Below are 26,986 nucleotides of genomic sequence, written 5' to 3' on the forward strand. Positions count from 1 at the left end.
AACAGATTGAATAGTCATTTAGATGATCTCCATTTCTTTACCAACAGCGATAAATGCATCAATCGCGCGATCCAATTGCTCACGACTATGAGCTGCTGACATTTGAGTACGAATACGAGCCTGACCTTTTGGTACAACAGGGAATGAGAAACCGACAACGTAAATTCCTTTTTCAAGCGCCCGCTCAGCAAACTCAGCAGCCACTTTTGCATCACCCAACATAATAGGAATGATCGCGTGATCAGCGCCAGCCATCGTAAATCCAGCTTGTGTCATACGAGTGCGGAAATGCGTCGCGTTATCCCAAAGTTTTGCGCGTAAATCACCGCTTTCAGCCAGTAAATCAATCACTCGAATAGACGCAGAAACGATTGCTGGAGCCACTGAATTTGAGAACAAGTAAGGACGAGAACGCTGACGTAACCAGTCGATCACTTCTTTTTTACCCGCAGTGTAGCCACCTGAAGCACCGCCCATTGCTTTACCTAATGTGCCAGTGATCAAGTCGATACGGCCCATTACGTTATTGTATTCGTGTGTGCCACGGCCATTTTCACCCATGAAACCTACCGCATGAGAATCATCAACCATCACAAGCGCGTTATATTTATCCGCTAAATCACAGATGGCAGTTAAGTTTGCGACTACGCCATCCATTGAGAATACGCCATCAGTCACGATGAGTTTATGACGAGCACCGGCTTCATTAGCGGCAATCAACTGCTCTTCAAGTTCAGCCATATTGTTGTTGCTGTAACGGAAACGTTTTGCTTTACATAAGCGCACACCATCAATGATTGAAGCGTGGTTTAATGCATCAGAAATAATCGCATCTTCTGCGCCAAGAATGGTTTCAAATAAACCCGTATTGGCATCAAAACATGACGTATAAAGAATGGTATCTTCCATGCCTAAAAACTCAGAAAGTTTACGCTCTAACTCTTTATGTGAATCTTGTGTACCACAAATAAAACGAACCGACGCCATACCAAAACCATGCTCGTCCATCCCCTGTTTCGCCGCTTCAATAAGTGCAGGGTGATTGGCTAAGCCAAGATAGTTGTTAGCACAAAAATTCAGAACTTCTTCGCCTGTTGAGATGGATACTGCGGCCGCTTGAGCAGAAGTAATGATACGTTCAGATTTATATAGTCCTTCAGATTTAACTTCTTCTATCTGTTGGTTAATTTGATCGTAGAATGCAGAAGACATGGAATTTCCTTTTATAAATTCAACATTACAAGAAAAGTAAGTGTGCCAATATAATTTGGCGATAAACTTATTCTAGTTCATGTGAATAAAGACTATTATCCCTCCACATGGAAAAACATTAGTGATTCAAATTCACTAATCGAATTTACGGCTTCATGCAGCGATAACGAATAGGAAAATCACCATGCTCAATTCTCAACTTATTTCCCTTCTTCCTGACCTAGCGACGTTCATTTTGGTCGTCAATAAAGGTAGCTTTACTGCCGCCGCCAAAGAATTAGGCGTTACCCCTTCGGCGTTAAGTAAACTCATTACTCGGTTAGAGGCATCGTTATCAGTTAAATTATTTGAGCGAACAACTCGCACCTTACAAATCACCCAATCCGGGCAAAAAATTTATCAGCAATCTGTCGCGATGGTCAATGCCGCCCAACAAGCGGTTGATATTTCAAATGCAGAGCACTCTGAACCGGTGGGCACGATTACTGTTGCCGCGCCCAAGGCCTTTTTAAGCATTGTGTTACAACCTATCGTTACGCCATTTCTACAACGCTATCCCAATATAGAACTCAAACTTAAAGTTTCCGATGGGGATATTAGTATGCTTGAACAAGGCATTGATATTATGTTTCGCTTAACCGATGCGCCTTATGAAAATTTAATTTCACGCGAATTAGGCAAAGTGAATTTGTCATTATGCGCCAGCCCTGAATACCTTGCGTTAAAAGGATTACCCACTCACCCGACAGATTTGATGCATCATGATTGTCTCTATCTTGGCGAAACCAAAACCGATCATATTTGGAATTTTTTTCGTGAAAATGAAACCCATACGATCCCAGTGTCAGGGCGTTACGCCGTAAACCATTCTCAAATGCGCTTAAATGGCGTCAAAGATGGATTAGGCATTGGTATTTTTCCCGACTTCGTTATCAAAGAAGCGGTTAAAAATGGGGAAGTCATTGAAGTTTTACAAGATTGGACGATTAAAGGAAACTATCACGGAGTCATCGCGATGCAATACGCACCAAGCAAATACATGCCGGCGCGTTTGCGAGTATTCATTGATTATGCAATACAACATCTTCCTATTTAAGGATAAAAATGACGTTGTTGCGCTCGATCTCTATAGATTTTTAATCACCTATAAACTCTCGATCATCTATAACGTACAAAACTCTGCAATTGGATCATGACCACGAAGCGCTAAGAAATCTAGAAACTGACGAGGTGTATGAGTGATCACTTTATGACTTGGCATATCCACCTCATCGAGCAAAGGCGACACTTTTTCAAAATTACCAATATCCATGCAAAAATGAGCATCAGAGCCAGTGGTAATGAACCCACCAATTTTTTTCACGACTCGCGCAATCTCAGCGCAACGTTGTTCGCTTCCGGCTCGACTGCCGCCTTTTAGAGATGAATTATTGAGTTCAATGGCAACATTATATTCTTTAGCGCACTGAGCCACCTTTTCAAAATCAAAATCATAGTTCGGGTTACCGAGATGACCTAAGGCGTCGATTTTGCCGCTTTTAATAACATTAAGTAGCGCTTGAGTGTGGGATTCTTTATCCAGTGAGCGAAATACGGCTTCATGAAAACTGGCAATGATCCAATCAAGGTGCTCATACGAGCTTGGGTGTAAATCCACCTCACCTTCTGTATTCATAATGTTGGTTTCAACGCCTCGAATAATCGCAATACCATCAATAAAACGCGGTAACACACGCTGATTATTAAAAAACCAATAATGCGGTGAACCCGGCATTGCAGAAGAATGATCGGTGGTGCAAAACATCGCTAAACCACGCTCCTTTGCCACTTTTACATTTTCAATGAGAGTGCTGTAAGCATGCCCGCTAGCATAAGTATGAGTATGGGTATCCACTTTAATTTGCATATCAATCACCTTTCATTTTTTAATGTTATAACCATATCATTTATTGTAGGGAAGCACAGAATAAACGAATCCTAATGGTGCTAAATAACTCACCAAGATTTAACATAAATAAACTGCATTTATCATCAAGATAACCGACACTAACTGTATCGATATTAAACAAGGACTTGTTATGTCTGCACTTTTTAAACGAAGCACACTAACTATCGCTCTGCTTGGGCTTTCTCAACTCACCTTTGCTCCAACAAGCTTTGCCAAAGCAGCTGATATTGCGCCTACGTCTGCCTTACAATCGAAATACCACGAAGATGCACAAATCATTCAATACACATTTGAAACCCAGCTTTATACCTTAAATGCCACTACTGCTGGCCATTATGGTTTGCGCTTATTTCGTCAAACGCTAGACCCTAAATACTCTGCCGCAGTTTGGTCTGATTTGGCTCGCGTCACCAGCACCTTAAGCTATATAGCCGATAATATTAATACGCCAGAGCAAGCCCAAAATTACGGACTAGAACAGCTAAAATATTATAAAAATAAAGACGGTGAACGTGCTCAGTTACGCTATAAAATAACCAAGAAACATCCAGAGTATATGCTGATTGGGAATGATTTATTAAGCACCATGGCGAGAGCGAATGAATATGGCTTAAAGCATAAAGATGATGACAAACTCCGAAAATTATTACAAGAGTTCGACTTTACCCCGATGGCCACCGATCACGATATGATCCGAGCTTGGGCAGCGCAACAAGCCAACCAGGTTTATTGGTTACGTCAGCTAGGTGAACAAGATTTAGTTAGTGAATTCATTCAAGCCTTTAAGAGTACCTATCCAGATAGCCAAGACTCGCAACTCTCTGATCAACAATATGCCAATAAAATTTATGGCATGACGCACATTATTTTTGCTGCCTCTGAATATTATCAAAAGCAAATCAACCCTAAAGATAAAGAGTTTGATTGGATTTACACTTACTTCAGCAACAACATTGATACCATTATCCAAAGAACTAAACATGACGTGATTGCAGAAGTTGGCATTAGCTTTTTATTAGCCAATCAACGGCATGATCCTGTGGTGGTAAAAGCACAAAAAGACATTGCCAATGCGATAAATTTAGAACATGGCATGATCCCATCAACAGATGGCGACTTTGAAGTAGGCAAAGGAGAACATCGTAACGTATTGGCCGTAATGCTTTTAAATTGGCAAGGCGTAAATCAAGCACCGACGATTAAAAGCCAACCCGATGTATTTAAGAATCTACCCTATGGATTAATAAAAAAATAGAACCTAAAAAAACTCAATGGGTCACTTATCCATTGAGTTTGATATTCATAAATATAGATCGATGTAACCTGAATTCTGGATATTGAATTTAAAGCCAAGCATTGAGCACAAAAAAACATCCCATGCTGATCACTGTTGTTGCGATAACATTCTTCGTTTTCCAAGCAACCGTAGCCGCTATAATGGCAGCAATTAGGTAGGGATTAGATAAAGATAACGCTAATTTATCATCATGTACAAATACGATTGGAGCCCAAATTGCGGTTAATACTGCAGGACTAGAATAACTCAATAAACGCTGCGCTTTGGCATTTAATTTGACAGGAAGTCTTGGTTCTAAAAATAAATAACGACTGAGAAAAACTACCACAGTCATCGCCAAGATAGACAATAAAATCATTGGCCTTCCTTCTTTTTATCCGCCGATAAATGGGAAGAGTTCACATCCATCAAATAACCACTTACCATTGCCAATAAACTGGCAATAATTAAGCTACCTTCGACCTTCCAATAACTTAGTAAAACAGACGAAACCAAAGCGACTACAACAGACACCAGAATAGGCACATTCTTAATAGTAGGAATAACAATTGCGATGAAAGTCGCTGCGACCGCAAACTCTAATCCCCATTGATTTAAGTTCGGTATTTGCTTACCAGCAACAATGCCAAATAAACTCGCAAGATTCCAAAAAAGATAGAAGCTTAACCCTGCACCCAAGGCATACCAAGGATTAAATTCTTCTTTTTTTAGATGACCACATACTGCAAACAGCTCGTCTGTTAATAAAAAGCCAAGTGCCAAACGCCAACGGGTAGAAAGAGGGCTGATTTTTTCGCGCATCGAAACACCGTATAAAAAATGACGTGACGTAATGAAGAAGGTTGTCAGTAGCATCGTCCAAATGCCTACGTTGGCATCAAACATTCCCGTTGCGACTAGCTGTGCAGCGCCAGCAAATAAAATGGCTGACAAAGCTTGAGCTTCAAATGGCGTTAATCCAATATCAACCGCATAAGAACCCGCGAGTAAACCCCACGGTAATACTGCCAAACTGAGTGGCAATATGGCAAGAGTTCCTCGCCATAACTGAGAACGCCGAGAATATTGGGGCATGACGATATCCATAATGTCGTGATCCTGAGTAATTTCAATTAGGGTTAAGTGTTTTCACTCGGTTCAACAAGTTCATCAAAGCGTGGATTACCTCTTAACAGCTCAAAATCAGGCTCTTCTGATGCTAACTCTCGTAATGAGTTGCTTGAATCTATCGCCAAAATCAAATCATTAATCGCCTGCTCTTCAGCCCCTAAACGCGAATAAGCACACGCTCGTTGATATAATGCATGACCATTACTATCATCCACTTCCAGTACGCGGTTACAGATACTTAATGCCCAGTGGTATTCATTAATTTCCATTGCCGCATCAGCTTTATGCGTAAGCGCTTCAAGATCTCCGGGACGAATTTTCAAAATTTCATCATAAGTTTCAATCTGTTGTTCTGGCGTTTGAGCACTTTGAGCTCGTAACCATAAATTATGAACTTCATTTATGATTTCGATTTCTCGGTTATTTTCCGTAATGATTCTTGATTTACGTTTTAGATCTCGCTCCAAAATGCTGAACTTTTTCTCATAAGACATGGTGATTTCGTTTAACCGTTTATCCGCCATTTCTTTCGTATTATGTTTAATTTCTTTCAGTGATTGCCAACCCACTAATGCGACTAAAGAAGCAACACCTGCAATAATATAGAAGAAATAAGTTACCGTAATATTAGAGTAATTCAATGATTTATCGGCAACTGATAATTCTCTGTCGGTAATTTGAATAACTAAACGACGCTCTAGATCTTGTTGATCGGTGCGCAACGATTTCAGTTCATCGAGTACATAGCGCTCCATCAATGGTTTTTCCATCATTGAGGTTTCAGAATATTTTTTAGGTTCATTCGCCACCGCTTGAAAGGTGATAAATAGAGAGAATAAAACAAACAGACAACGTGTGATCATATTAACTTCCCTTTAATCATACATTGATGATTATTCATAATTTTTCTAGTCGTCAAACCTTAACATACCCAGACAAAAATCACATCGTATCAAAGGGGTTTGTATCTATATCCGTCCTTCTTTTTTAAGCATAAATAAAATAAAAAGGATTATCTTTTAATCGATAATCCTTCCATTTTACTAAGTGGGCATAACGTTGAATATATTTACCTATCGCTTCCCGACTTAATGCCCTGCGACAATTTTAAAATAATAAATCATGGCTAATGCAATTAAATACACCGACCAATGATCTTCCTTTATACGCCCTGTCGCCAACTTTAAGAAGGCATACACAACCAAAGCCGCTGCAATACCATTGCCTGAGTTAAAACTAAAAATAGTCATGGCAATACAAACAAATGCAGGCAAATACTCCGTCAAGTCATCGTAATTAACTTTGCGCATCGACGTCATCATTGAAAAACCGATATAAACCAATACTGGCGCAGTCGCCACCGATGGGATCATGGTGGCAATAGGCGCTAAAAATAAGGTTAATGCAAATAATGCGGCGGTAACTATTCCGGTAAAGCCAGTTTGACCACCCGCCTCAACCCCAGCTGAGCTTTCAAGGTAGGTTGTTAATACAGGGCATGAAAATAACGCACCAAAGGTGGTTGCGGTAGAATCAACATGGAAATTCTTCTCTATACCCGGTAAGTTGCCTTTTTCATCAAGATAGCCCGCTTGTGCACCCACCCCCAATAAAGTCCCTAGAGTAGAAAAGAAATCTGGAATAAAAAACGCGAGTAAGAAAGGAATATATTTAACATCTAACGCCCCTAAAACATCAAGCTTGAATGCCATGTCATTAATACTTTGCGGCATCGCTACCAATGAGCTCGGCCATTTTGCTACACCAAATGCCAAACTAATTAAAGTGGTAATCAGGATGGCTAAGATGATCCCACCTTTTATCTTCCTTGCCGTGAAAAAAAGCACAAGAAAAAAGCCAGTAAACGCGAGTAATGCCGGCGTAGAAGTAAGATCGCCAAAATTGAGCACATTTTTATGCGCGTTTGCCACCACGATGCCAGCTTGTTTTAAACCAAGTAAAGCAATAAACAAACCTATCCCAACACCAACAGACACTTTTATACTATGTGGGATCACTCGAACGATGAAATCCCTAACTCCCAGAAATGACACCAGCATAAATAGCACGCCACTGATAAAGACAATGCCAGACGCAATAGGCAAAGGCACACCGCCGCCCACTAAAGTAAATGAGAAAATCGCGACACTGCCTAGCCCCGGACCTAAAACAAAAGGACGATTGGTGTACACTGCCATCGCAATAGTGGTGATCACCGTCATCAACACAGTAACCGTCATCGCTTCGGCAAAGAGTAATCCAGCTTTGCTCAGCATTCCAGGTACAACGGCAACAATATACGCCATCGTGGCAAATGTCGTGAATCCAGCAATCGTTTCTGTTTTAAAATCCGTTTTATTTTTATCAAATTCAAAATATTCTTTAATCTTTTGCATGACTTATTCCTTGTCTTTAACCGAAAGGTTCGCAGTTACGGATCGATAAACGATTTGTTGTGATGCTGGTATTAATGGCGTGAAGTTCAATTGTTGATAGAGCTTGTCAAACTCCTGACTCCATTGCTTAACTAAACTTGTTATTGTTTCTGGCGGTAACCAACTGGCATGTAAGCTATTAACCATAAAAGTCTTCAGGCTTAATACATCAAACCCAAATTCCTCCACCATAATGCGATAACAATTGGTCGTATCCGTGTTATGCATGTGCCAATCATCCGTACAGGGAATAATATTCAAACCAGCCAATGCCATCTCTTTTATTGGATGATTGTTGCTCCAATCTTGTGGGTTTGGCCACTGATTCAAAAAATAAGTATTAGAAGGGACGACAGTGAATGGTATTTGTTGCTGGGCATATTTATGCATTAATTCAGGGTTATCAATAATACTGTAACCGTGATCAATTCGGTCAACACCAATCAATTCAATCCCCGTTTCAACATTACGCCAATGCAAACCAAATTCAGAACAATGAGCGGTGAGTTTATAACCATGGGATTGAGCTAAGCGGTACGCTTTCCAAAAATGTTCGACTGGCGCGTTATGTTCTTTATAGTCAATGCCGATACCAAGCACATAAGGGTGAGAATGCTCGATCATGGCTTCAACCATTGCAACTGCTTCTTCTGGGGATTTTTCTCTATTAATCGATGGGATCAAACGAACCACAATGTCCCATTGTAACTTTGCCTGATCAATGGCCATCACTAAAGCTTGATTCACATCCGAATAGTTTAATTCGGTATCCGATGGATTCCAGAAGGTTTCAATATATTTCACCCCGCACTGATGAGCATCTTCAGCCACTTCAAGCAAAACACGAGCATAATCTTCAGGCTGGCGCATTAATGTGTATAGAAGTGTCAGTGCGGCAATACCACCTTTGGTTGAACCTGTTTCTTGCTGATAAGCCCGATAATAGCTTTTTGCATCAAGCTCAGATAATGCCACATCATAACGATCAGCAAGATCCATCATCGTTTGCATGCGAACACCACCAAGTAGATGGTAATGAATATCTGCTTTTGGCATTTTATTAATGAATTGAATTAGGGAAAGTGCGGTCATCACTGAAACCAAGTGGTAAGGAAACGTGACTTAAGTGTGTCTCGTTTCATCTCTTCGGTGAAGTGCCTTTATTGATATGCCTATGCCAAAACAGCATAGGATTTAGGTTCTAAACTAAAATCAGACTACCGCGGTAATGTCCATCCGGCTTCTACTTGTTTATGCAAAGCTTGCCAGAATGATTCACCCACTTGAGATAACGCCGCTTGATGTCGATATAACCGCATTTGATAGGGCACACTCCAACGCTGTCTATCAAGAGCAATCAATTGTCCGTTTGCCAATTCAGCTGCAATCAAACAATCGGGTAACCATGCTACACCTTTGCCTCTTATCGCCATATCTTTATGCAATTGACACATCGAAGATTCAAAACAAGGTTGGCTTGCAAAACCCAATTCAGATCCGATATGACTTTCAATTAAACGTGCAGTATAGCTTTCTGCGGAATACCGTAGATAAGGAATCGCAACCTTAGTATCTGGTGTATATATGACCTCGCCTTGCTCATTCACACCAGACACCAAAATGAACTCACCTTTACCAATACAAATGTTCTGAAATGGTGGTTGCAATAACGATAAAATATCAAACGCGAATAAAACGTCACACTGGCCTTCAACCAAAGATTCAGTCGCAAAGTCTACTCTTAATACATCGACGCTATAAGCCAGTTCTTTCGGTAGGAAACCTTGTTCCATAAGATTCATCAATGTTGGTGAAGCCAAAGAATGTGGGGTAGAGATACGCAATGGGTTGAATACTGGCTGATTGATGCCTTGAAGCTGATTGATACCATGATCCAATTGTTGGATAAGATGACGAGCGGTAATACGAAATTGCTTACCTGCTGGCGTTAAACTTATAGGATGGGTCTCCCTATCGACCAGCTTTTGTCCCACCGCTTCTTCTAATGATTTGATATGTCGCCCAAACGCAGGCTGAGTGATGTGTCGCAGCTCGGCAGCCCGTGAAAAATTTTTTAAGTCACTTAACGCAATAAAATCTTGCAACCATTTGGTGTCTAAATCCATTTATATACCCATCAAATCGTTATCAGCAACATGAGACTAAAAAACGCCCTACCCAATGCGCCTTCTAACAAGATGCGTAAGGATAAAGCGTTTTTCTTATTAACTCTAATACAAAAAATTTCACGCAAATTTTATTTCGTCACAACCCACAATGCATGGATCATCGCCGGAAAGAAGAAGATAAAACATAGTACAATATTAATGAGTAAATCTTTACCTACACCACACTTTAAAAACACAGCAACAGGCGGTAACAGTACCGCTAAAATAATCGCGATTAATTTATTGTCCATGGGTTTCTCCACATATTATTTATGACAGCATTGCCACATCCAACCTAACTCTACAGCACTCAACCAAATGAATTTCAAATTTCAGTTAAATCTTACCGTTAAATCTTACCGTTAAATGAAACATGAACAAATCAACGCCATCATTTTGGTTCCACAATATTCCAGCTGTGAGTCATTTCAAGACCTGCGCCCAACATTAAGCAAACTGAACAATATTTTTCTAAGGAATCTGCGGTCACTTGTGCCACCACCGTTTCATCCAAATCTTGACCAGTTACATCAAAATGAATATTAACGTGGGTAAAAATTCGGGGGGCAGTTTCCCGACGCTCGGCCGTTAATTTAGTCACACAGCCCGATACTTTTTGCTGCGCACTTTTCAATCCATCAATAACATCAACAGAACTACAGCCACCTGCGGCCATCAATACCATCTCCATTGGACTTGGGCCTGTTGCTCCGCCACTTCCATCCATAACAACAGCATGCCCAGATTGTGATTCACCCACAAACTGAAAACCATCAACCCATTTTACTTGTGCTTGCATAATTACCTCAAAAATCTTTAGATGACAACATTCGTCTTACTGAAATTCCAATAACTTGGAACATATTATTTTGCCTATATTTACTACGAATAAATCGGCTCAGCTAGCATTAGCGTAACCTCACAATAGTTTGCCCAATAGGCGCGAGAGAAATAAGCGCTAATTTAATATGCTGAATACCAAATGGAATACCAATAATAGTGACAAAACACGCTACCGCAGCCGTTAGGTGACCAATCGCAAGCCAAATTCCCGCAAACAAAAACCACACCACATTACCAATCATGCCGAGAACACCAGTACCAATATCGTCTCTAAAACTCAATTCATTGCGCTTAATCGCTTCTTTGCCAAAAGGGAAAAAAGTAAAAGTACCAATCACAAAGCAAGATTTTGCCCATGGAATACAAATCAAACTGATGATACATAGCACACCGGCCAGCCACCACGCTAACCCCATAAAAACGCCACCAAGTAAAAACCAAATAATATTACCAATCGTGCGCATAATGCCTCTCTATTAGTCGTACATCTCTTTACTATAGTGCCACTCTTTTATATATAGCAGCTTCAAGTAAGACGGGTATAAAGGATAATAAACGAAAGGCGAGCTGTATAGATCGCCTTTCCAAAAGAATCAAATTCTTACATTATTAACCAGTCAATACGTTATCTTCTGGGTATTTAAGTAAGGTTGGTTGCGGTTTGGCCAACATATAAGCCAACGTTAATGGTCCGATACGACCAATGATCATCACCGCCACCATAATATATTTACCCGGCTCAGATAATTCAGCGGTTAATCCTGCGGTTAAGCCGACCGTTGCAAAAGCGGAAATAGTTTCGAACATTACCCTATCAAAACTGCTTTTTTCCGTCAGCATTAATAAGAACATTGCTAACGTTAAAAGAAGGCCACTGACCACAATGATGGCTAAAGAACGTGTGACTCTCGGCCAACTGACAGTACGCCGGAACATCACCACATGTTGCTTTTGTCTTAAAAATGCCCATGTTGCCACTACCGCAACCACGAAGGTAGATACTTTAATACCACCACCGGTAGAAGTCGATCCCGCACCAATTAGCATTAAAACAATCATGATTAATAACGCTGGCTGGCCAAATTGACTAATATCAACACTATTAAACCCTGCGGTTCGAGCCGTTGCTGATTGGAAAAAAGCCGCCAACCATTTTCCCTTACCCGTTAGGCTTCCCATAGTATGCACACTGTTATGTTCAAGTAGCCAAAACATAATCGTGCCAAACAATAATAAAGCAGGTGTGGCGACTAACATTATTTTAGTATGAAGGTTTAAGCCTCTAAAGCCACGCTGCCAATTCGCACTCACATCCGCAATAACGGTGAAACCTAATCCACCGAAGATAAATAATAAGGCTAGCGGAATAACAACCCCAGGATCGGAAACATAACCCATTAAGCTGTCAGAAAATAACGAAAACCCGGCATTATTAAAAGCCGAAATCGCGTGAAAAAGAGAATAATACAACCCCTTTCCCCAACCCAATTCGGGCACCCAAGTAAACGCTAAAACGGCCATACCAATCATTTCTGCGATCACAGCAAATATAATGATTTTTTTTACCAATTTACGCAGGTTTATTCCTTTACCTTGTCCTAATGCTTCTTTCGCCACCGATTGCTGTTTTAGGCTCATACGAACGCCAAAGATATACAACAAAATTGCCGATAACGTCATTTGACCTAAACCACCAATTTGCATCAGTAACAACAATAAAACCTGTCCCGCAATGGTGAAATGCTGCCCAGTATCGACCACCCCTAAACCCGTTACACTAATGGCAGATGTGGCTGTAAATAATGCATCCGTAAAAGACAGACCCGACACAGAGAAAATTGGAAGCGTTAAAAGCACCGCAGATGGGATTAAAATAGACATAAAGCTGCCTAAAATAATCTTAGGTTCCGACCATCCTTTTTTCTCACCATCTTGCTTAATAGCAAAAATAGAACTCTGTCTATCAAGAATACTCATGGTTAGTCGCTTATATTGATTTTAATCGATGGGCCATCGAGGCATGTGGCCCCACAATAAAGAGAATATCACTTAGCTCTAATGTTGTGTCGTATGTAGGGGAATCTAAAATTTCAGAGCCTCTTTTTATCGCTAACACTTTCATTTCGGGGTCTTTACATACAGAAATGTCACCCAATTTTTTACCCATATTTTTAAGCGCAACCACAATTTCTGAAATAGCCAAACCACTACCAATATCATGAAAATCAAACACTCGGCGATCCAACATTTTGCGTGCTACACGGATCCCCATATCACGCTCTGGTAAAATGACATGATCGGCACCAATTTTTTGCAAGATTTTGGCATGAAACTTATCGTTCGCTTTAACCCATACGTTTTTAGCACCCGATTCTTTCACCACTAACGTTGTTAAAATACTAGAATTAACATCAGACCCAATAGCCACCATCACCATATCGTATTCATCTAATTTTAATTCTCGCGCCGTTTCTTCATTAGCACAATTTGCCACAATCGCATTAGCCGCAATATTAGAGACAGCCTTTACTCGATCTTCATCAACATCAACAGCCAATACTTCCGCACCTGAATCGCATAGCTCCTGACATACTGCGCTCCCAAAACGTCCTAAACCAATTACGGCAAATTGTTTACTTGCTAGTTTCATATTCGATATAGCCTTCTTAATGTTATGTCAAGCACCGCTATACACAAATTACCTATTATCTTGAGAAAGGTAATATGGATATGTCAGATTCCATTGATGCCATAATTTCTATGTGTTTGTACTATAGATGATAAACCAAAGTATCTATGCTTTTTATACTCTTAATCACTATGCTAACTCTTTTTAGATTTTCATCGAGATTTTTATTTTAAGCCAATATAACGGAAGAATGAGATCAAAAACGCCAGCCCACAATAATCTAAAATTATTATAATAGCTGGCGTTTTAATGTTGACTTGACTTTGTATCGTCTGAGTTAACGCTACCTTAACTGGCGAGAAATGGTGACATTACGCTCTAGCGCTTGGATGTCATCACGCTCAAATAACATTTGCAGTGTTGAGGTCAGTTTTCGACGCCAATTCGGGTATTCATCCATGGTTCCGGGAATATTCACCGGCGTATCCATTTCAAGCCAATCTTCCAATTGCAAACTCAATAATGCACTCGAACCACTTGCCATATGGATTTGCATCGCTTCACTCAACTCACGATTGATCATCACATTGCCACCTTCATCTCGTATCACATTAGGCAGACGATCATAGGCAAGTAATGTGTCAATAATGTGGCTACGACGGGTTTTTCGATCATCAAATAACACTTGCAGTTGCTCGGCATCAGGATACAAGCCAATCTCTTGGCCAAGCGTTAAATCCGCACTATTCCAAAAGCCGCGTAACGTTGGCATATCATGGGTACACAAAGCCGTCATCGATTGCTGTTTGTATTGATCTGGCGCGATGTATTGACCACTTTCATCGGTTTCAAAGAAGAATACTTTGTAAGAGTGAATACCTGCATCATTCAGCTTTCCAACAATTTCTTCTGGCACAGTTCCCAAATCTTCACCAATCACAGTGCATTGGTTACGATGACTTTCAAGCGCCAAGATCGACATTAAATCATCGACTGGATAATACATATACGCCCCATCTTTGGCGGTTTTGCCTTTCGGGATCCACCACAAACGCAGCAACCCTAAAACATGATCAATTCGTAACGCGCCACAATGACGCATGTTGGCTTGCAACAAATCAATAAACGGTTGGTAAGCTTTAGCTTTTAATGTGTGCGGATTTAATGGCGGTAAACCCCAGTTTTGACCAAGCGGACCAAAGATATCTGGCGGCGCACCAATACTGACATCTTGGCAAAGTGCGCCATGATCTGCCCACGTTTCGGCGCCAGAATCACACACACCAACCGCTAAATCACGATACAAACCCATCACCATTTTTTTATCAATCGCGATATTTTGAACTTGATTTAACTGCTCATCTGCCAACCATTGTAAGTACATAAACAACTGAACTTGTTCTTGGTTATCTTTAATGAAAGTTTGAACAGCAGCATTATCAAAATGCTGATAGGTAGAGTCAAAAACTGGCCAACCCCAAACAGAATCATCTTGTGCTTTTAGCTCACCATGCAAGGCATCAAAAGCCGCTTGATGTATTAAACTCTCGCCGCCTTTATCAACAAACGAAAAGAAAGCTTGAGCACGAAGTGTATTTTCGGATAATTCTTGATCCACAAAAGTGCGATATAACTCAGGTAGCACCGCCATTTTCAATGCAGACACTTCGGTATAATCAACCCATTTTTTGTCTCGATTCACTTGTAGGCGCTGCTGAAAATCGACATTAGACACCAACGCTTGCGCCGCTTCACTAGTAGCAAACTCTGGTACAGCTTCCACATCAATGTACATCACATTTAACCAACGACGAGACGATGGGCTATACGGACTTGCGCCCTCAGGATTAGCAGGAAACAATGAGTGAATAGGATTCAAGCCAACAAAGTCACCACCTCCATCGGCAATCTTTGCAACTAAGTATTTAAGATCGGTAAAATCGCCAATGCCCCAATTGGTTTCTGAAGTCACAGAATAAAGCTGAATGCTTGGGCCCCATAAACGTTTATCGTCGACCAATTCAGGCTGTTTAAAACACGCTTGTGGTGTGATGATTAACGACATTTCAAACGGCTTATTACGACGCTTACGCACCAAGGAAAGCTGGTGATACCCTAACGGTAAATTACTCGATAAAGAAAAGATCAAATAGCCAAGTTGTTGGCGTTTATCTTCCACCACTTGAGATTCTAAATAGCCTTCAAAAGTTTGTCCTTGTTCCGTGATGATTTGCCATGAAAACTCGCTCACACGCGCCGATGCAGCAATATACAATTTAATATGCACATCTTTACCTTGATGCACCACTTGTACACTGGGAAGAACATCGACTTTATTTCGTTGCTCGGCTTGCTCCAATAGCAGCTGTTCATCCTGCGTGTCATAACCTAAGGCTTGCAATAAATCTTCAATCGTTTTATCGCTCACATAGGCTTCCTCTCCCCACGCGCTAATATAACGATCCACAATGCCTTCTTGTTTTGCCACTTGCTTTAATACCATTTGAGACGGTCTGTTTGAGTTTTGCATTGAATGCTCCATCGGCAACGTCGAATCACCCATAATCTGGATCCGACGTCAGTAATATCGTTAGGATAAGTTTGCCGAGGAATCGAGGGGTTTACATCCTCCTTTAAAAAGAGCAAAAGGGAGGAGGATTGGGGCGTAGCTGCACTAATCACTGAACAAAGTGAGATCTAGAGCAAAAAATACAATCGAAATCAGAACAAGGTCACATAAGAATAGGTTCCGCATGCTAGTTTAGTATGAAACTGACCATACAGATTCATCAAAAAAAGCATAGAATCTTGATCTGTATTACAAATTTATACTGACAATAGCATGCTAACCTAAGCCCCATATTCGTAACACCACTGAAAAATGCAGCTAGCACAGAATAGCGCACTAAAAACAACCACTTTTGCTGCACACCAAAGAGAATGAATACTGCCATGTGGATACCATCCAAACTTAACCGCCCTGCTCGTTTACATAATGCCATTTTACGCTCGCGGTTATTAGAATCGCTCACTCATGCGCCTTATTACAAACTGGTATTATTTCGCTCACCAGCGGGCTACGGTAAAACCACGATGGCAGCACAATGGTTAAATAATCATCAAAACTTGGGTTGGTTTAATATCGATGACAGTGATAATGACATTTTCCGCTTTGCCAATTATTTTCTACAAGCCTTTAATAAAGCCACCGACCAGTCTTGTCCTAACACTCAAGCGATTGCAGAACGCCGCCAGTTTGCCAATTTAACCAGTTTATTTAGCGAGCTGTTCGCCGAGTTCGGTTTTAACGAAACCCAAACTTATGTTGTGCTGGATGATTATCACTTAATAACTAACGATGAAATCCACGAAGGCATGCGATTTTTACTCAAACACATGCCAGACAACATTACGCTCGTCGTGACCAGTCGCACCCATCCACCACTCAATATTGCCAATTTACGCGTGCGTGATTTACTGATTGAAGTCGACCATTCCTTACTCGCGTTTGATCAAGAAGAAACCACTCGCTTCTTTCAAAAGCGTATTGCTGACAATCAATATGAGTCTCAAGTATTAGAATCATTGCGCTCACAAGTGGAAGGTTGGGCCTCTGCCCTGCAACTGATTGCCTTACATGCCCAACAATTTCCGGGGGCATTAGAAAGCTCGGCGGTCTCCATCGCCAATTTCAACCAAGATCATATTTGGGATTATTTGGCCGAAGAAGTCTTTGATCAACTCACGCCCGATCTGCAAACCTTTTTATTGCAATGCTCGGTGCTCGATATTTTTAACGCTGAACTCGTCGCTGAATTAACTGGGCGAACCGATTCATTAGCCATGCTTGATTCATTAAATCGCTTCGGTTTATTTATTCAACCTTTAGAAGGCGCTGATAACTGGTATCGATTCCATCATCTTTTTGCCGAGTTTTTACGTCATCGGCGCTACTCGCAAATTCCAGAACAACGTAATCAACTGCACACAAATGCCGCAAAAGCATGGTTAAAACAAAATCGTCCGCAAAGCGCCTTAATGCACGCCCAAAAAGTGTCTAATGATCAACTATTGAGTGAGATTCTAATTCAATATGGCTGGCAAATGTTTAATCACGGTGAGCTTAGTGTGCTTGAAAAAGCCATTGAAACATTAAGTGATGACATCTTATTCACGTCACCTCGATTATGTTTACTACGGGCATGGCTGGCACAAAGTCAGCATCGATATAACCAAGTATCGGCTTTGATTTTAGAAGCAGAAGAAAAGCTCTCAGCAAGAAACATCGAACTTACCGATGCTCAAATTGGTGAATTTAAAGCCCTCGGCGCGCAAGTCGCCATTAACCAAAACAACCCGGATTTTGCTCTAGAAACCGCACAGTTTGCACTACAACAGTTACCGCAAATGAGTTCTCGTAGCCGTATCGTCGCGACCTCTGTCATTGGTGAGGTTTACCACTGTATTGGTCAATTAGATAAAGCGTTTGAGACGATGCAAAAGACCGAAATCATGGCGCGAGAAGCCAAAGTCTATCCTCAAACCTTATGGGCCATTTTACAGCAAAGTGAGATTCAACTGGCGCGTGGTTTTGGGCAAGCCGCTTTTGAGCTTTTATCTAAAGCAGAATTACTGATCAAAGAACAGCAATTACACCAACTTCCATTGCATGAATTTATGCTGCGTATCAAAGCTCAAATATTGTGGTGCTGGAACCGCTTAGAAGAAGCCGAACAATGCGCTCATGCTAGTTTAGCCGTACTTGCCCCTTACGATATCGCCAAGTCTTTACAGTGCTATTCCATGCTTGCGCGTATTGCGATTTCTCACGGTGAGCTCGACAAAGCTGCACGGTATTTAGAGACCTGCAACCAACTAAAAACCAGTAATCAATATCACGTTGATTGGCGAGCCAACGCCGACTTTAGTCACCTTTTATATTGGGAAGCCGTTCGTGATAACAATGCCATTCAGCACTGGCTTGCCAACAGTGAAGAACCTACCGTCGCAGAAAATCATTTCCAGCAATTACAATGGCGTAATATCGCAAGAGCGTGTATGGCAACCGGCGATCTCACCCGAGCTAGCGGTATTTTAACCAAATTGCAAGACTCGGCAAAAACACATAAATTGGTCGCCGATCGCAATAGAAACTTGGTGCTTGAAGCCGTGCTCGCCACACTTAACAATGATAAAACCAAAGCCTTAGAATACATTAGCGATGCGTTAACTCTCACCAACAGCACTGGTATGATTGGTAACTTTTTATGCAATCGTGATTATATCTTGTCCATTTTAAAAACGCTGATTCAAAACAAGCAACTGGCTGAGTTAGAGCAACACCGAGCGCAAAGTTTGATCCAACTAATGTCGAGTAAAGAGCAAAGTCGTTCTGTGCATTTCGATGAAGCTTTTGTCGAAAAACTACTCAACCATCCAGAAGTACCCGAACTTATTCGCACCAGCCCGTTAACTCAACGAGAATGGCAAGTACTTGGATTAATCTATGTTGGTTTTAGTAATGACCAAATTGCCAATGAATTTAAGGTTGCGCCCACTACCATCAAAACCCACATTCGCAATCTGTATCAAAAAATGGGGCTAGATAATCGACAACATGCCATTCGTACCGCTGAACATTTGATTCATTTAATGGGATTTAGCGCCGAATAATGTACGCATTCACGAGAGATAAATCACAACTTACCAACCCATAAAATGATATTAGTAGGATGAATATTATTTTTTGAATTCAAGTATTAGTAGCCCAAAGATTAAGGATGATCCCATGGCCACGTTTCTCACGCGTAATAAGCACAAGCCCTCTTCATTTATTGCTCTGTCTCGAATCGAGCGTGTCATATTCGTATTAGTCACTGCCGCACTTATCTTTGGTGCGATTTACTTTGTGCAAAACCGCACTCATCAGCGCGACTACATCAACACCTTAAATCAATACCAATACGATTTTAATCAAGCCTGTCAACTCGCCTTAAATTCAGGAATGGATCGCGACAATAATTACTGCCAAGTCGCCGAAGGAAATAACCAAAAATTGATGCTGGCATTAAAAGATCAAGAAATTACGCTTGCTGAATGGGTGGATTTAAAACTTATTTATGATAAGAAGTTTGTGAATTTTCAGGCTCAAATTGAAAAATATAATTTGCACACGGAGATACAATGAACATTGGACTGTATATTTATGACGAGGCTGAGGTTTTAGATTTTTCAGGGCCTTTCGAAGTGTTCAGTACCGCAAAGCGTTTGGGTGCACAAGAATGGAATGTATTTTTGATTGCAGAAAATCTTGCGCCTGTTTCTGCGCGAGGGGGTTATAACGTTCTGCCTCATTATTCCTTTAAAAATCATCCAACGATTGATCTGTTAATTGTGGTGGGTGGTGTGCATAGCGAAGAAATGCATAAACCCAATGTACTTAGCTGGATAAAATCGATCGATAAAACCGCAACACATGTGGCATCGGTATGTACTGGTGCATTTTTACTCGCCAATGCTGGGCTGCTTGATGGCTTATCTGTAACTACCCATTGGGAAGATATTCCTGATCTGAGAAGGAATTTTCCGAGTTTAACCATTGTGGATAATAAGCGTTGGGTAAACGAGGGCAAATACACCACGTCGGGTGGAATATCGGCAGGGATCGACATGAGTTTGAATTTGGTGGCACAATTAAAAAGCCAAGCACTGGCGGATATGGTGTCGCATCAGATGGAATATCGCTGGCAAAAATAACTGACGTCCAGATTCAAAAAAGTTCAAATAGGACAAATACCAATACGCCACCTTCTTGTAATAAAAGGTGGCGTATTTTATTGATCATGACGCTTATGAAGCTTCTGCCATTGGGTAATCATGGTAGCCAAGTTGTTCAGAAACTCGCTTGCACGCATGTTGCAGTAAACCAACATAGTAAGACATTCTACTTTCATCAAAACGAATGGTTGGTAATGAAATCGATAGGCCAGCAATCACATGACCAAAACGATCATACACGGGTGCGCCAATGCAACGTAAACCTGGTTCTTGCTCTTCATTATCTTCTGCATAGCCTTGTTTTTTTACACGCTGTAACTCCGCCAATAATTGATCAACATTATCATGGGTTTTTTGAGTATGCTTAACAAACTTGACGTCTTTTAGTGTTTTTCGTACGAATGTTTCATCACGTTCAGCCAGTAAAACTTTACCAATAGCGGTACTATAAAGTGGGTTACGGCGACCAATACGTGATTGCATCCGTAGGTTATAACCAGAATCGATTTTGTGGGTATAAATGATTTGATCAACATCTAATGCCCCTAAGTGAAGTGCTTCATTGGTTTGTTCAGAAATATAGTTCATTTCTTTATCAGCCAAAGAAATTAAATCAACATACTCTAGCGACTTAGCACCTACCTCAAATAACTTCAAAGTAAGCGAATATTTATCGGCTTCACCTTCTTGGTCAACATAGCCCAACATTTTCATCGTTTGCAGAAAACGATAAGTGGTACTTTTTGACATCAGTAAGCGCTGGGATAGTTCGGTAATACCGATATTTTTTTGCTCACCAAGTGCTTGAAGAATACCAAACACTTTCATGACTGATGACACGGCATCGGGTTGTTTCGATTTTTCCATTTGGGGTTGACCTTGAATTTGATTAGACCTTAAAAAACCAGTCACCATTGTTAATGCTTCACTATTCTATCCCTTTTATCAATTTTTTTGAAATGCATGATTTAAAAAAATGAAACAAAAATCACTTTACTATATAAATCACGATTTATGTTATTTTTTATGAAACGGCTTTTTAATTTTAATTGAAAAGGTATTTCATTATTGCTATTGTTATCTCGTTTGCTGAGGATACACCTCAATATCAATAAACTTACTGGCTGAAAAGCTGAATTTAAGGACGCGTTATGATTCTGAACTCTTTTGATCTACAAGGTAAAGTGGCTATCGTTACTGGTTGTGACACCGGTCTTGGTCAAGGCATGGCTTTAGGTTTAGCGGAAGCGGGCTGTAGCATTGTTGGTGTTAACCGCACAGCCCCAGAAGAAACAATTGAAAAAATGAAAGCTTCTGGGAAGAAATTCTTAGACGTTCGCGCTAACTTACTAAAACAAGACGAAATACCAGACATCATAAATGCTGCTGTTGCTGAGTTCGGTAAAATCGATATCCTAGTCAACAATGCCGGTATCATTCGTCGCGAAGATGCGATTGAATTCTCAGAGCAAAACTGGGATGACGTAATGAACATCAACTCAAAAACAGTATTCTTCATGTCTCAAGCGGTTGCTAAGCAATTTATCTCTCAAGGTAATGGCGGCAAAATTATCAACATCGCTTCTATGCTTTCTTTCCAAGGCGGGGTTCGCGTGCCTTCTTACACGGCATCCAAAAGTGCGGTTATGGGTATTACTCGCGCCATGGCAAACGAGTGGGCAAAATATGGCATTAACGTAAACGCAATTGCCCCTGGCTACATGGCAACCAATAACACGGCAGCTTTACTGGCTGATGCAGAGCGTAGTAAAGCAATTCTTGAGCGTATTCCTGCTGACCGTTGGGGTACGCCTGCTGATGTTGCTGGCCCTTGTGTGTTCCTAGCCTCGGATGCCGCAAGCTACATTAACGGCTACACTATTGCCGTTGATGGTGGTTGGTTAGCTCGTTAATTTCGACTCTCGCACTCTAAAGTCAAGGATAATTAAGCATGTTTGTTTATAACAAAGATATTAAATTAGAAGACCTAGGTGACGGCGTTTCACGCAAAATCATGGCTTATAGTGACAATATTATGTCGGTTGAAGTTTACTTCGAAGACGGCGCTATTGGCCCACTGCACAATCATCCGCACGAGCAGTTAACTTACGTGCTATCGGGTGAATTTGAATTCACTATTGGTGATGAAACCAAGATTGTAAAAGCAGGCGACGTGCTCTACAAAAAACCCAATATCATGCACGGCTGTACTTGCTTAAAAGCGGGCGTATTACTCGATACCTTTACTCCAATGCGTAAAGATTTCGTAAGCTAAAGAGCAGAATATAACCCACCACTGTGAGTACTTTATCGTCACAGTGGCCACCCTAAGAAATTTTAACTTATATAGACTCGTCCTACTGGAGGATATAATGAAAATCGCACTTATGATGGAAAACAGCCAAGCTGGCAAAAACGCCACTATCTTAAATGAATTAACCAGTGTTGTTGAGCCACTCGGTCACTCTGTTGCAAACGTCGGCATGAGCGATGAAAATGATCATCACCTAACTTACATTCACCTTGGTATCCAAGCGAGCTTGCTTCTTAACTCTCAAGCGGTTGATTTCGTAGTGGCAGGTTGCGGTACTGGCCAAGGCGCAATGATGTCACTTAACCTACACCCAGGTGTATCTTGTGGTTACTGTCTAGACCCATCCGATGCTTTCCTTTTCAACCAAATCAACAACGGTAATGCGCTTGCACTTGCTTTTGCCAAAGGTTTTGGTTGGGCGGCAGAGCTGAATGCTCGTTATATCTTCGAAAAAGCATTCTCAGGCCCACGCGGTGAAGGTTATCCTGTTGAGCGTAAAGCGCCACAAGTTCAAAATGCGGGTATTCTTGGTCAAGTAAAAGCGGCAGTAAACAAAGAAAACTACCTTGATACGCTACGCGCTATCGACCCTGAACTTGTAAAAACAGCCGTAACTGGCGAGCGTTTCCAACAATGTTTCTTCGACAACTGACAAAATGATGAAATCAAAGCGTTTATTCGTGAAGTGTTAGCTTAATTCCCCCATTTGATTAAGCATCCACTAATAGCACTAACTTTTGCCGGCCTCCGTGGTCGGCTTTTTTCCAGTTTAATTCTCCAGTGAACACACCGACATTTTCTTTACACACTAGTCATTATCGAAATAAAACTACAGCATTGATCGCCTTCTATTATATTTCACGTAAAAAAGTGATCTAGTCCAAACGGTTATGAAACATAGTTTCAATTTAATTGATATTTCACTGCCGATTGATAATAATAATGACATCTGATCAAGGAGAATTTTCATGCAAGTAAATCGTATTGCCATCATTGGCGAGTGTATGGTTGAACTACAAAAAACAGGTGATGCGACTTACAAGCAAAGCTTTGGTGGTGATACATTAAATACTGCTCTTTATCTATCTCGCCTGACTCATCAGCATCAACTCACGACTTCTTATGTCACAGGTTTAGGTAAAGATTCTTTTAGTGCAGCAATGTTAGAAGCGTGGCAACAAGAAAGTATTAATACTGATTTAGTACATATTTCAGATAAAAAATTACCGGGTTTATATTCGATTTCAACCACACCCGATGGTGAGCGTACTTTCCAATATTGGCGTAACGATTCTGCTGCGCGTTACTGGTTACTTGAAAAAGACACCAACGCCGTGATTGATTCCTTAAGCCAAAACCAACTGATTTATTTAAGCGGTGTGAGCCTTGCGATTTTGCCAGCAGATGCGCTGGATAAACTATTTATGGTTTTAACTACCTGTAAAGAACAAGGCTGTAAAATCGCGTTTGATAATAACTACCGCCCAGCATTATGGGAAAGTAAAGAGCAAGCCCAACAAGCGTATAAAACTATGTTGCAATTAACCGATATTGCTTTCTTAACTTACGATGATGAACAAATGCTGTACGGCGATACCGATGAACAACAAGCGATAGATCGTACTCAAGCATTCGGCGTGAGCGAGATTGTGATCAAGCGTGGCGCTGAAGCGTGTTTTGTGATCACCACAGATGAGCGCATTGAAGTCGCGCCGAAACCTGTTTTCGGTATTGTCGATACAACAGCCGCAGGTGATTCGTTCAGTGCTGGCTATCTTGCTAAACGACTACTTGGTGGCACATTAGAAGAATCCGCAAAAATGGGACACACATTAGCAGGAACCGTGATTTGTTTTCCGGGCGCTATTATCCCAAGCGACAAAATGCCAGCCCTTAATTAAATTGTATTTTATTAACATCATTCTCAAGGACTCAAAATGAAAACGTTAAATCAACGTCTAAGCGAAATCAAAGTGGTACCGGTTATTGCTATCCATGATGCCAATAAAGCCGCAAAACTGGCTCAAGTATTAGTTGAAAACGGCCTACCTTGCGCTGAAGTCACCTTTCGTACACCAGCCGCGGCGCAAGCCATTCGTAACATGCGTAAAGCCTACCCAGATATGTTAATTGGTTCAGGTACAGTATTAACCCCGAAGCAAGTGGATGAATCTATTGAAGCGGGTGTGGATTTCGTAGTCAGCCCTGGTTTGAACCCAACCACAGTAAAATATTGCCAACAACGTGGCGTGCCAATCATCCCTGGCGTGAACAACCCAAGTCTCGTTGAGCAAGCGATGGAATTGGGCCTAGATACATTAAAATTCTTCCCTGCAGAACCTTCTGGCGGCGTAAACATGCTAAAGGCATTAACGGCGGTTTACCCAGTCAACTTTATGCCAACTGGCGGCGTTAACCCAAAAAATGTGAATGACTACCTTGCCATTCCTGCCGTATTTGCTTGCGGTGGCACTTGGATGATCCCGAACGATCTTATTGATAATGAAAAGTGGGATGAGTTAGCTGTATTAGTTGCTGGTGTTGCCCAAGTTATTGCTTAATTAATATTAGTCACAAGCTTGCCTACAGCAGTAATAAAACAAAAAAATCGAGCCTTTAAGTGGCTCGATTTTTTGTTTTTAATCCTTACAGTGCAGATCTAAAAGCATCCACTAAAATAGTGCTATTCACTACTTGCTGCGGTAAAGCTGACAAGTATACTTTTATGCAAGAAGTGAAATAGATAATGTTATTTCAAATAAGTTTGAATAAATTCATCTAGTGGGACTGGCTTACCGTAGAAATAACCTTGAAGATGGTCCACACCATTTTCTTTTAAATAATCAACCTGAACCTGATTTTCAACCCCTTCAGCAGTCAAGCTCAGATTCAACCTTCTGGCTAAATCTATAATATTATCCACCAATGGTGCGGAAACGGCATCACTACCAATTAAGTCAATAAAACTTTTATCAACTTTAATATAGTCAAAATTTAAATTATTAATGGCGGATAAGCTGGCATTGCCGGTTCCAAAATCATCAACCGCCATTCTAACTCCCATGTCGTGCAAGCTATCAAATACCTCTCTTGCCTCGCCATAGTTCTCAATGATGCCTCTTTCCGTTAACTCTAAAACTAAAAATGAACTCTGACTAATAGGGCTTGCTAAAAACTCTCTGCAACTATCAATTAAAGACTGCTGGTTCGATTTTTCAAAATGCTGCGCACAAATATTAATAGCAATATGAAACCCTTTTGGCAGAGCATGTGGCATTTTTTCAAAAGCATGAATAGTATTAGTGAACAGTTGGCGAGTCATCGGAATAATCAACCCCGAACGTTCAGCCAATGGAATAAATGCATCAGGGCTTACCACACCTAAGGATTTATGATTCCAACGGATCAATATTTCTAAACCTGCAAGCTCACCATTAGCATTCATAATTGGCTGCCCATAAGGAACAAAATGATCCTTATTAATCGCTTTCTTCATGATTAGGACACTAGAATTTTTCTCTACATTTAGAAAAACAGAGCGGCTAATAACAATAGAAAGCATCACCAATAGCAGAATTATCCACCCATAGCGCTGATAAAGTTCAGTAACGTAAGTATTAAAAGAAATATAAGTATGAACATTGAAGTTATATTTTGGGGAGTAGGAAATTAAATTGAAACGACTTATGCCATCATGTAAAACCCCTTCTTTACCCACCCATTGATTAAAGGCCTGAATTTGGAAATTTTCATCTGAATCAATGAGAGACAATATATAAAAGAAAGAACGACCATTTAGCGTAATTGAAACTGCATTTTTTCCTTTCGACTTTTTGATCACGCCAATAATTTTTCCTGGTTCGATAACTTTTGATTTCATCAGGATTAATTCATTTTTGCGTGAATCGTTACTCAGCATAGAAAGATGAACCAAACCATTGTAAGTTGAACACACCACTTCCGAATTCACTAATAAACTCACAGTTTGAAATTCAGGATATCGAATGGCTAAATCAACTAGCTTTGATTTGGTATTTTGGCAAGGTTCAGAAGCCAGCGGCATTATTTGATCAATGATAAGCGAACTGGTATCCAATATATTCTCAATCTCAACAACGGCTTTATTTAGGCTTTCTTGCTTTTCACTATTAAAGTTGTTTATACCTTGCACGATAACAATCGTCACTCCGAACAAAAAACAACCAATAGCCGTAATGCAAGTTATCCCCCACTGCCGAAATTTAGTAACCGTT

At 40.8% G+C, this 26,986-nt stretch carries 26 protein-coding genes; 10 read left to right on the plus strand and 16 right to left on the minus strand.

Annotation, left to right across the window (positions count from 1 at the left end; translation table 11 throughout):
* Positions 1-18: 18 nt before the first annotated feature.
* A complete protein-coding gene (locus FH976_RS02945; RefSeq protein WP_194089427.1) occupies positions 19-1,212 on the minus strand; it encodes a glycine C-acetyltransferase in 1,194 nt (397 codons plus the stop codon).
* A gap of 184 nt (positions 1,213-1,396) precedes the next feature.
* On the opposite strand from FH976_RS02945, the gene FH976_RS02950 reads away from it, so the two are divergent.
* Positions 1,397-2,308 (plus strand): LysR family transcriptional regulator, encoded by a 912-nt coding sequence (locus tag FH976_RS02950; RefSeq protein WP_194089428.1) that lies wholly within the window; start codon positions 1,397-1,399, stop codon positions 2,306-2,308.
* Positions 2,309-2,374: 66 nt separating this feature from the next.
* On the opposite strand, the gene FH976_RS02955 is transcribed toward FH976_RS02950, so the two are convergent.
* The gene (locus tag FH976_RS02955; protein ID WP_194089429.1) at positions 2,375-3,118 is read right to left on the minus strand and encodes a phosphatase; all 744 of its coding nucleotides are present in this window, start codon (positions 3,116-3,118) and stop codon (positions 2,375-2,377) included.
* 172 nt (positions 3,119-3,290) lie between these two features.
* On the opposite strand from FH976_RS02955, the gene FH976_RS02960 reads away from it, so the two are divergent.
* The gene (locus FH976_RS02960; RefSeq protein WP_194089430.1) at positions 3,291-4,415 is read left to right on the plus strand and encodes a DUF3541 domain-containing protein; all 1,125 of its coding nucleotides are present in this window, start codon (positions 3,291-3,293) and stop codon (positions 4,413-4,415) included.
* Positions 4,416-4,503: 88 nt separating this feature from the next.
* Here FH976_RS02960 and FH976_RS02965 read toward each other — a convergent pair whose 3' ends face one another.
* The 12 genes from FH976_RS02965 to malQ all read right to left on the minus strand — a co-directional run bounded on the left by FH976_RS02965 (position 4,504) and on the right by malQ (position 16,172).
* Positions 4,504-4,815 (minus strand): AzlD domain-containing protein, encoded by a 312-nt coding sequence (locus tag FH976_RS02965; protein ID WP_194089431.1) that lies wholly within the window; start codon positions 4,813-4,815, stop codon positions 4,504-4,506.
* Complete coding sequence (locus FH976_RS02970; RefSeq protein ID WP_194089432.1) at positions 4,812-5,543, minus strand: AzlC family ABC transporter permease; 732 nt, start codon at positions 5,541-5,543, stop codon at positions 4,812-4,814. Before FH976_RS02970 ends, FH976_RS02965 begins: the two co-directional genes overlap by 4 nt.
* Before the next feature lie 32 nt (positions 5,544-5,575).
* Positions 5,576-6,430 (minus strand): tetratricopeptide repeat protein, encoded by an 855-nt coding sequence (locus FH976_RS02975; protein WP_194089433.1) that lies wholly within the window; start codon positions 6,428-6,430, stop codon positions 5,576-5,578.
* A 225-nt stretch (positions 6,431-6,655) separates the two neighbouring features.
* A complete protein-coding gene (locus tag FH976_RS02980; RefSeq protein WP_194089434.1) occupies positions 6,656-7,963 on the minus strand; it encodes an NCS2 family permease in 1,308 nt (435 codons plus the stop codon).
* Positions 7,964-7,966: 3 nt separating this feature from the next.
* A complete protein-coding gene (locus FH976_RS02985; RefSeq protein ID WP_194089435.1) occupies positions 7,967-9,094 on the minus strand; it encodes an adenosine deaminase family protein in 1,128 nt (375 codons plus the stop codon).
* Positions 9,095-9,219: 125 nt separating this feature from the next.
* Complete coding sequence (locus tag FH976_RS02990) at positions 9,220-10,128, minus strand: LysR family transcriptional regulator (RefSeq protein WP_194089436.1); 909 nt, start codon at positions 10,126-10,128, stop codon at positions 9,220-9,222.
* A gap of 131 nt (positions 10,129-10,259) precedes the next feature.
* Positions 10,260-10,421 (minus strand): YqaE/Pmp3 family membrane protein, encoded by a 162-nt coding sequence (locus FH976_RS02995; RefSeq protein ID WP_194089437.1) that lies wholly within the window; start codon positions 10,419-10,421, stop codon positions 10,260-10,262.
* A gap of 140 nt (positions 10,422-10,561) precedes the next feature.
* A complete protein-coding gene (locus tag FH976_RS03000; protein WP_194089438.1) occupies positions 10,562-10,969 on the minus strand; it encodes an OsmC family protein in 408 nt (135 codons plus the stop codon).
* A gap of 109 nt (positions 10,970-11,078) precedes the next feature.
* A complete protein-coding gene (locus FH976_RS03005) occupies positions 11,079-11,477 on the minus strand; it encodes a YccF domain-containing protein (protein ID WP_194089439.1) in 399 nt (132 codons plus the stop codon).
* A gap of 145 nt (positions 11,478-11,622) precedes the next feature.
* Positions 11,623-12,990: a TrkH family potassium uptake protein gene (locus FH976_RS03010; protein ID WP_194089440.1), complete on the minus strand. Its 1,368-nt coding sequence runs from the start codon at positions 12,988-12,990 to the stop codon at positions 11,623-11,625.
* Between the two features lie 10 nt (positions 12,991-13,000).
* Positions 13,001-13,663, minus strand: coding sequence for a potassium channel family protein (locus FH976_RS03015; protein ID WP_194089441.1), 663 nt, complete (start codon positions 13,661-13,663; stop codon positions 13,001-13,003).
* Between the two features lie 322 nt (positions 13,664-13,985).
* Positions 13,986-16,172 (minus strand): 4-alpha-glucanotransferase, encoded by a 2,187-nt coding sequence (gene malQ, locus FH976_RS03020; RefSeq protein ID WP_194089442.1) that lies wholly within the window; start codon positions 16,170-16,172, stop codon positions 13,986-13,988.
* 422 nt (positions 16,173-16,594) lie between these two features.
* Here malQ and malT point away from each other — a divergent pair, with 422 nt between their 5' ends.
* The 3 genes from malT to FH976_RS03035 all read left to right on the plus strand — a co-directional run bounded on the left by malT (position 16,595) and on the right by FH976_RS03035 (position 20,398).
* Positions 16,595-19,315 (plus strand): HTH-type transcriptional regulator MalT, encoded by a 2,721-nt coding sequence (malT, locus tag FH976_RS03025; protein ID WP_194089443.1) that lies wholly within the window; start codon positions 16,595-16,597, stop codon positions 19,313-19,315.
* A gap of 115 nt (positions 19,316-19,430) precedes the next feature.
* On the plus strand, positions 19,431-19,829 hold the full coding sequence (locus tag FH976_RS03030) for a hypothetical protein (protein WP_194089444.1): 399 nt from the start codon (positions 19,431-19,433) through the stop codon (positions 19,827-19,829).
* On the plus strand, positions 19,826-20,398 hold the full coding sequence (locus FH976_RS03035; protein ID WP_194089445.1) for a DJ-1/PfpI family protein: 573 nt from the start codon (positions 19,826-19,828) through the stop codon (positions 20,396-20,398). Before FH976_RS03030 ends, FH976_RS03035 begins: the two co-directional genes overlap by 4 nt.
* A gap of 93 nt (positions 20,399-20,491) precedes the next feature.
* Here FH976_RS03035 and kdgR read toward each other — a convergent pair whose 3' ends face one another.
* Positions 20,492-21,286, minus strand: a complete 795-nt coding sequence (gene kdgR, locus FH976_RS03040; protein WP_194089446.1) for a DNA-binding transcriptional regulator KdgR — start codon at positions 21,284-21,286, stop codon at positions 20,492-20,494.
* A 284-nt stretch (positions 21,287-21,570) separates the two neighbouring features.
* On the opposite strand from kdgR, the gene kduD reads away from it, so the two are divergent.
* From kduD to FH976_RS03065, 5 genes are all read left to right on the plus strand, one after another.
* Positions 21,571-22,332 (plus strand): 2-dehydro-3-deoxy-D-gluconate 5-dehydrogenase KduD, encoded by a 762-nt coding sequence (kduD, locus tag FH976_RS03045; RefSeq protein ID WP_194089447.1) that lies wholly within the window; start codon positions 21,571-21,573, stop codon positions 22,330-22,332.
* A 38-nt stretch (positions 22,333-22,370) separates the two neighbouring features.
* Positions 22,371-22,694, plus strand: a complete 324-nt coding sequence (locus FH976_RS03050) for a cupin domain-containing protein (protein ID WP_194089448.1) — start codon at positions 22,371-22,373, stop codon at positions 22,692-22,694.
* A gap of 97 nt (positions 22,695-22,791) precedes the next feature.
* Positions 22,792-23,385, plus strand: a complete 594-nt coding sequence (locus FH976_RS03055; RefSeq protein WP_194089449.1) for an RpiB/LacA/LacB family sugar-phosphate isomerase — start codon at positions 22,792-22,794, stop codon at positions 23,383-23,385.
* A 316-nt stretch (positions 23,386-23,701) separates the two neighbouring features.
* A complete protein-coding gene (kdgK, locus tag FH976_RS03060) occupies positions 23,702-24,634 on the plus strand; it encodes a 2-dehydro-3-deoxygluconokinase (RefSeq protein WP_194089450.1) in 933 nt (310 codons plus the stop codon).
* A 36-nt stretch (positions 24,635-24,670) separates the two neighbouring features.
* On the plus strand, positions 24,671-25,294 hold the full coding sequence (locus tag FH976_RS03065; protein ID WP_194089451.1) for a bifunctional 4-hydroxy-2-oxoglutarate aldolase/2-dehydro-3-deoxy-phosphogluconate aldolase: 624 nt from the start codon (positions 24,671-24,673) through the stop codon (positions 25,292-25,294).
* Positions 25,295-25,482: 188 nt separating this feature from the next.
* Here the strand turns inward: FH976_RS03065 and FH976_RS03070 are convergent, their stop codons facing one another.
* Positions 25,483-26,919: an EAL domain-containing protein gene (locus FH976_RS03070; protein ID WP_324187405.1), complete on the minus strand. Its 1,437-nt coding sequence runs from the start codon at positions 26,917-26,919 to the stop codon at positions 25,483-25,485.
* Positions 26,920-26,986 lie beyond the last annotated feature (67 nt).

It is taken from the genome of Vibrio hibernica (assembly GCF_015223435.1).
GTDB lineage: Bacteria > Pseudomonadota > Gammaproteobacteria > Enterobacterales > Vibrionaceae > Vibrio > Vibrio hibernica.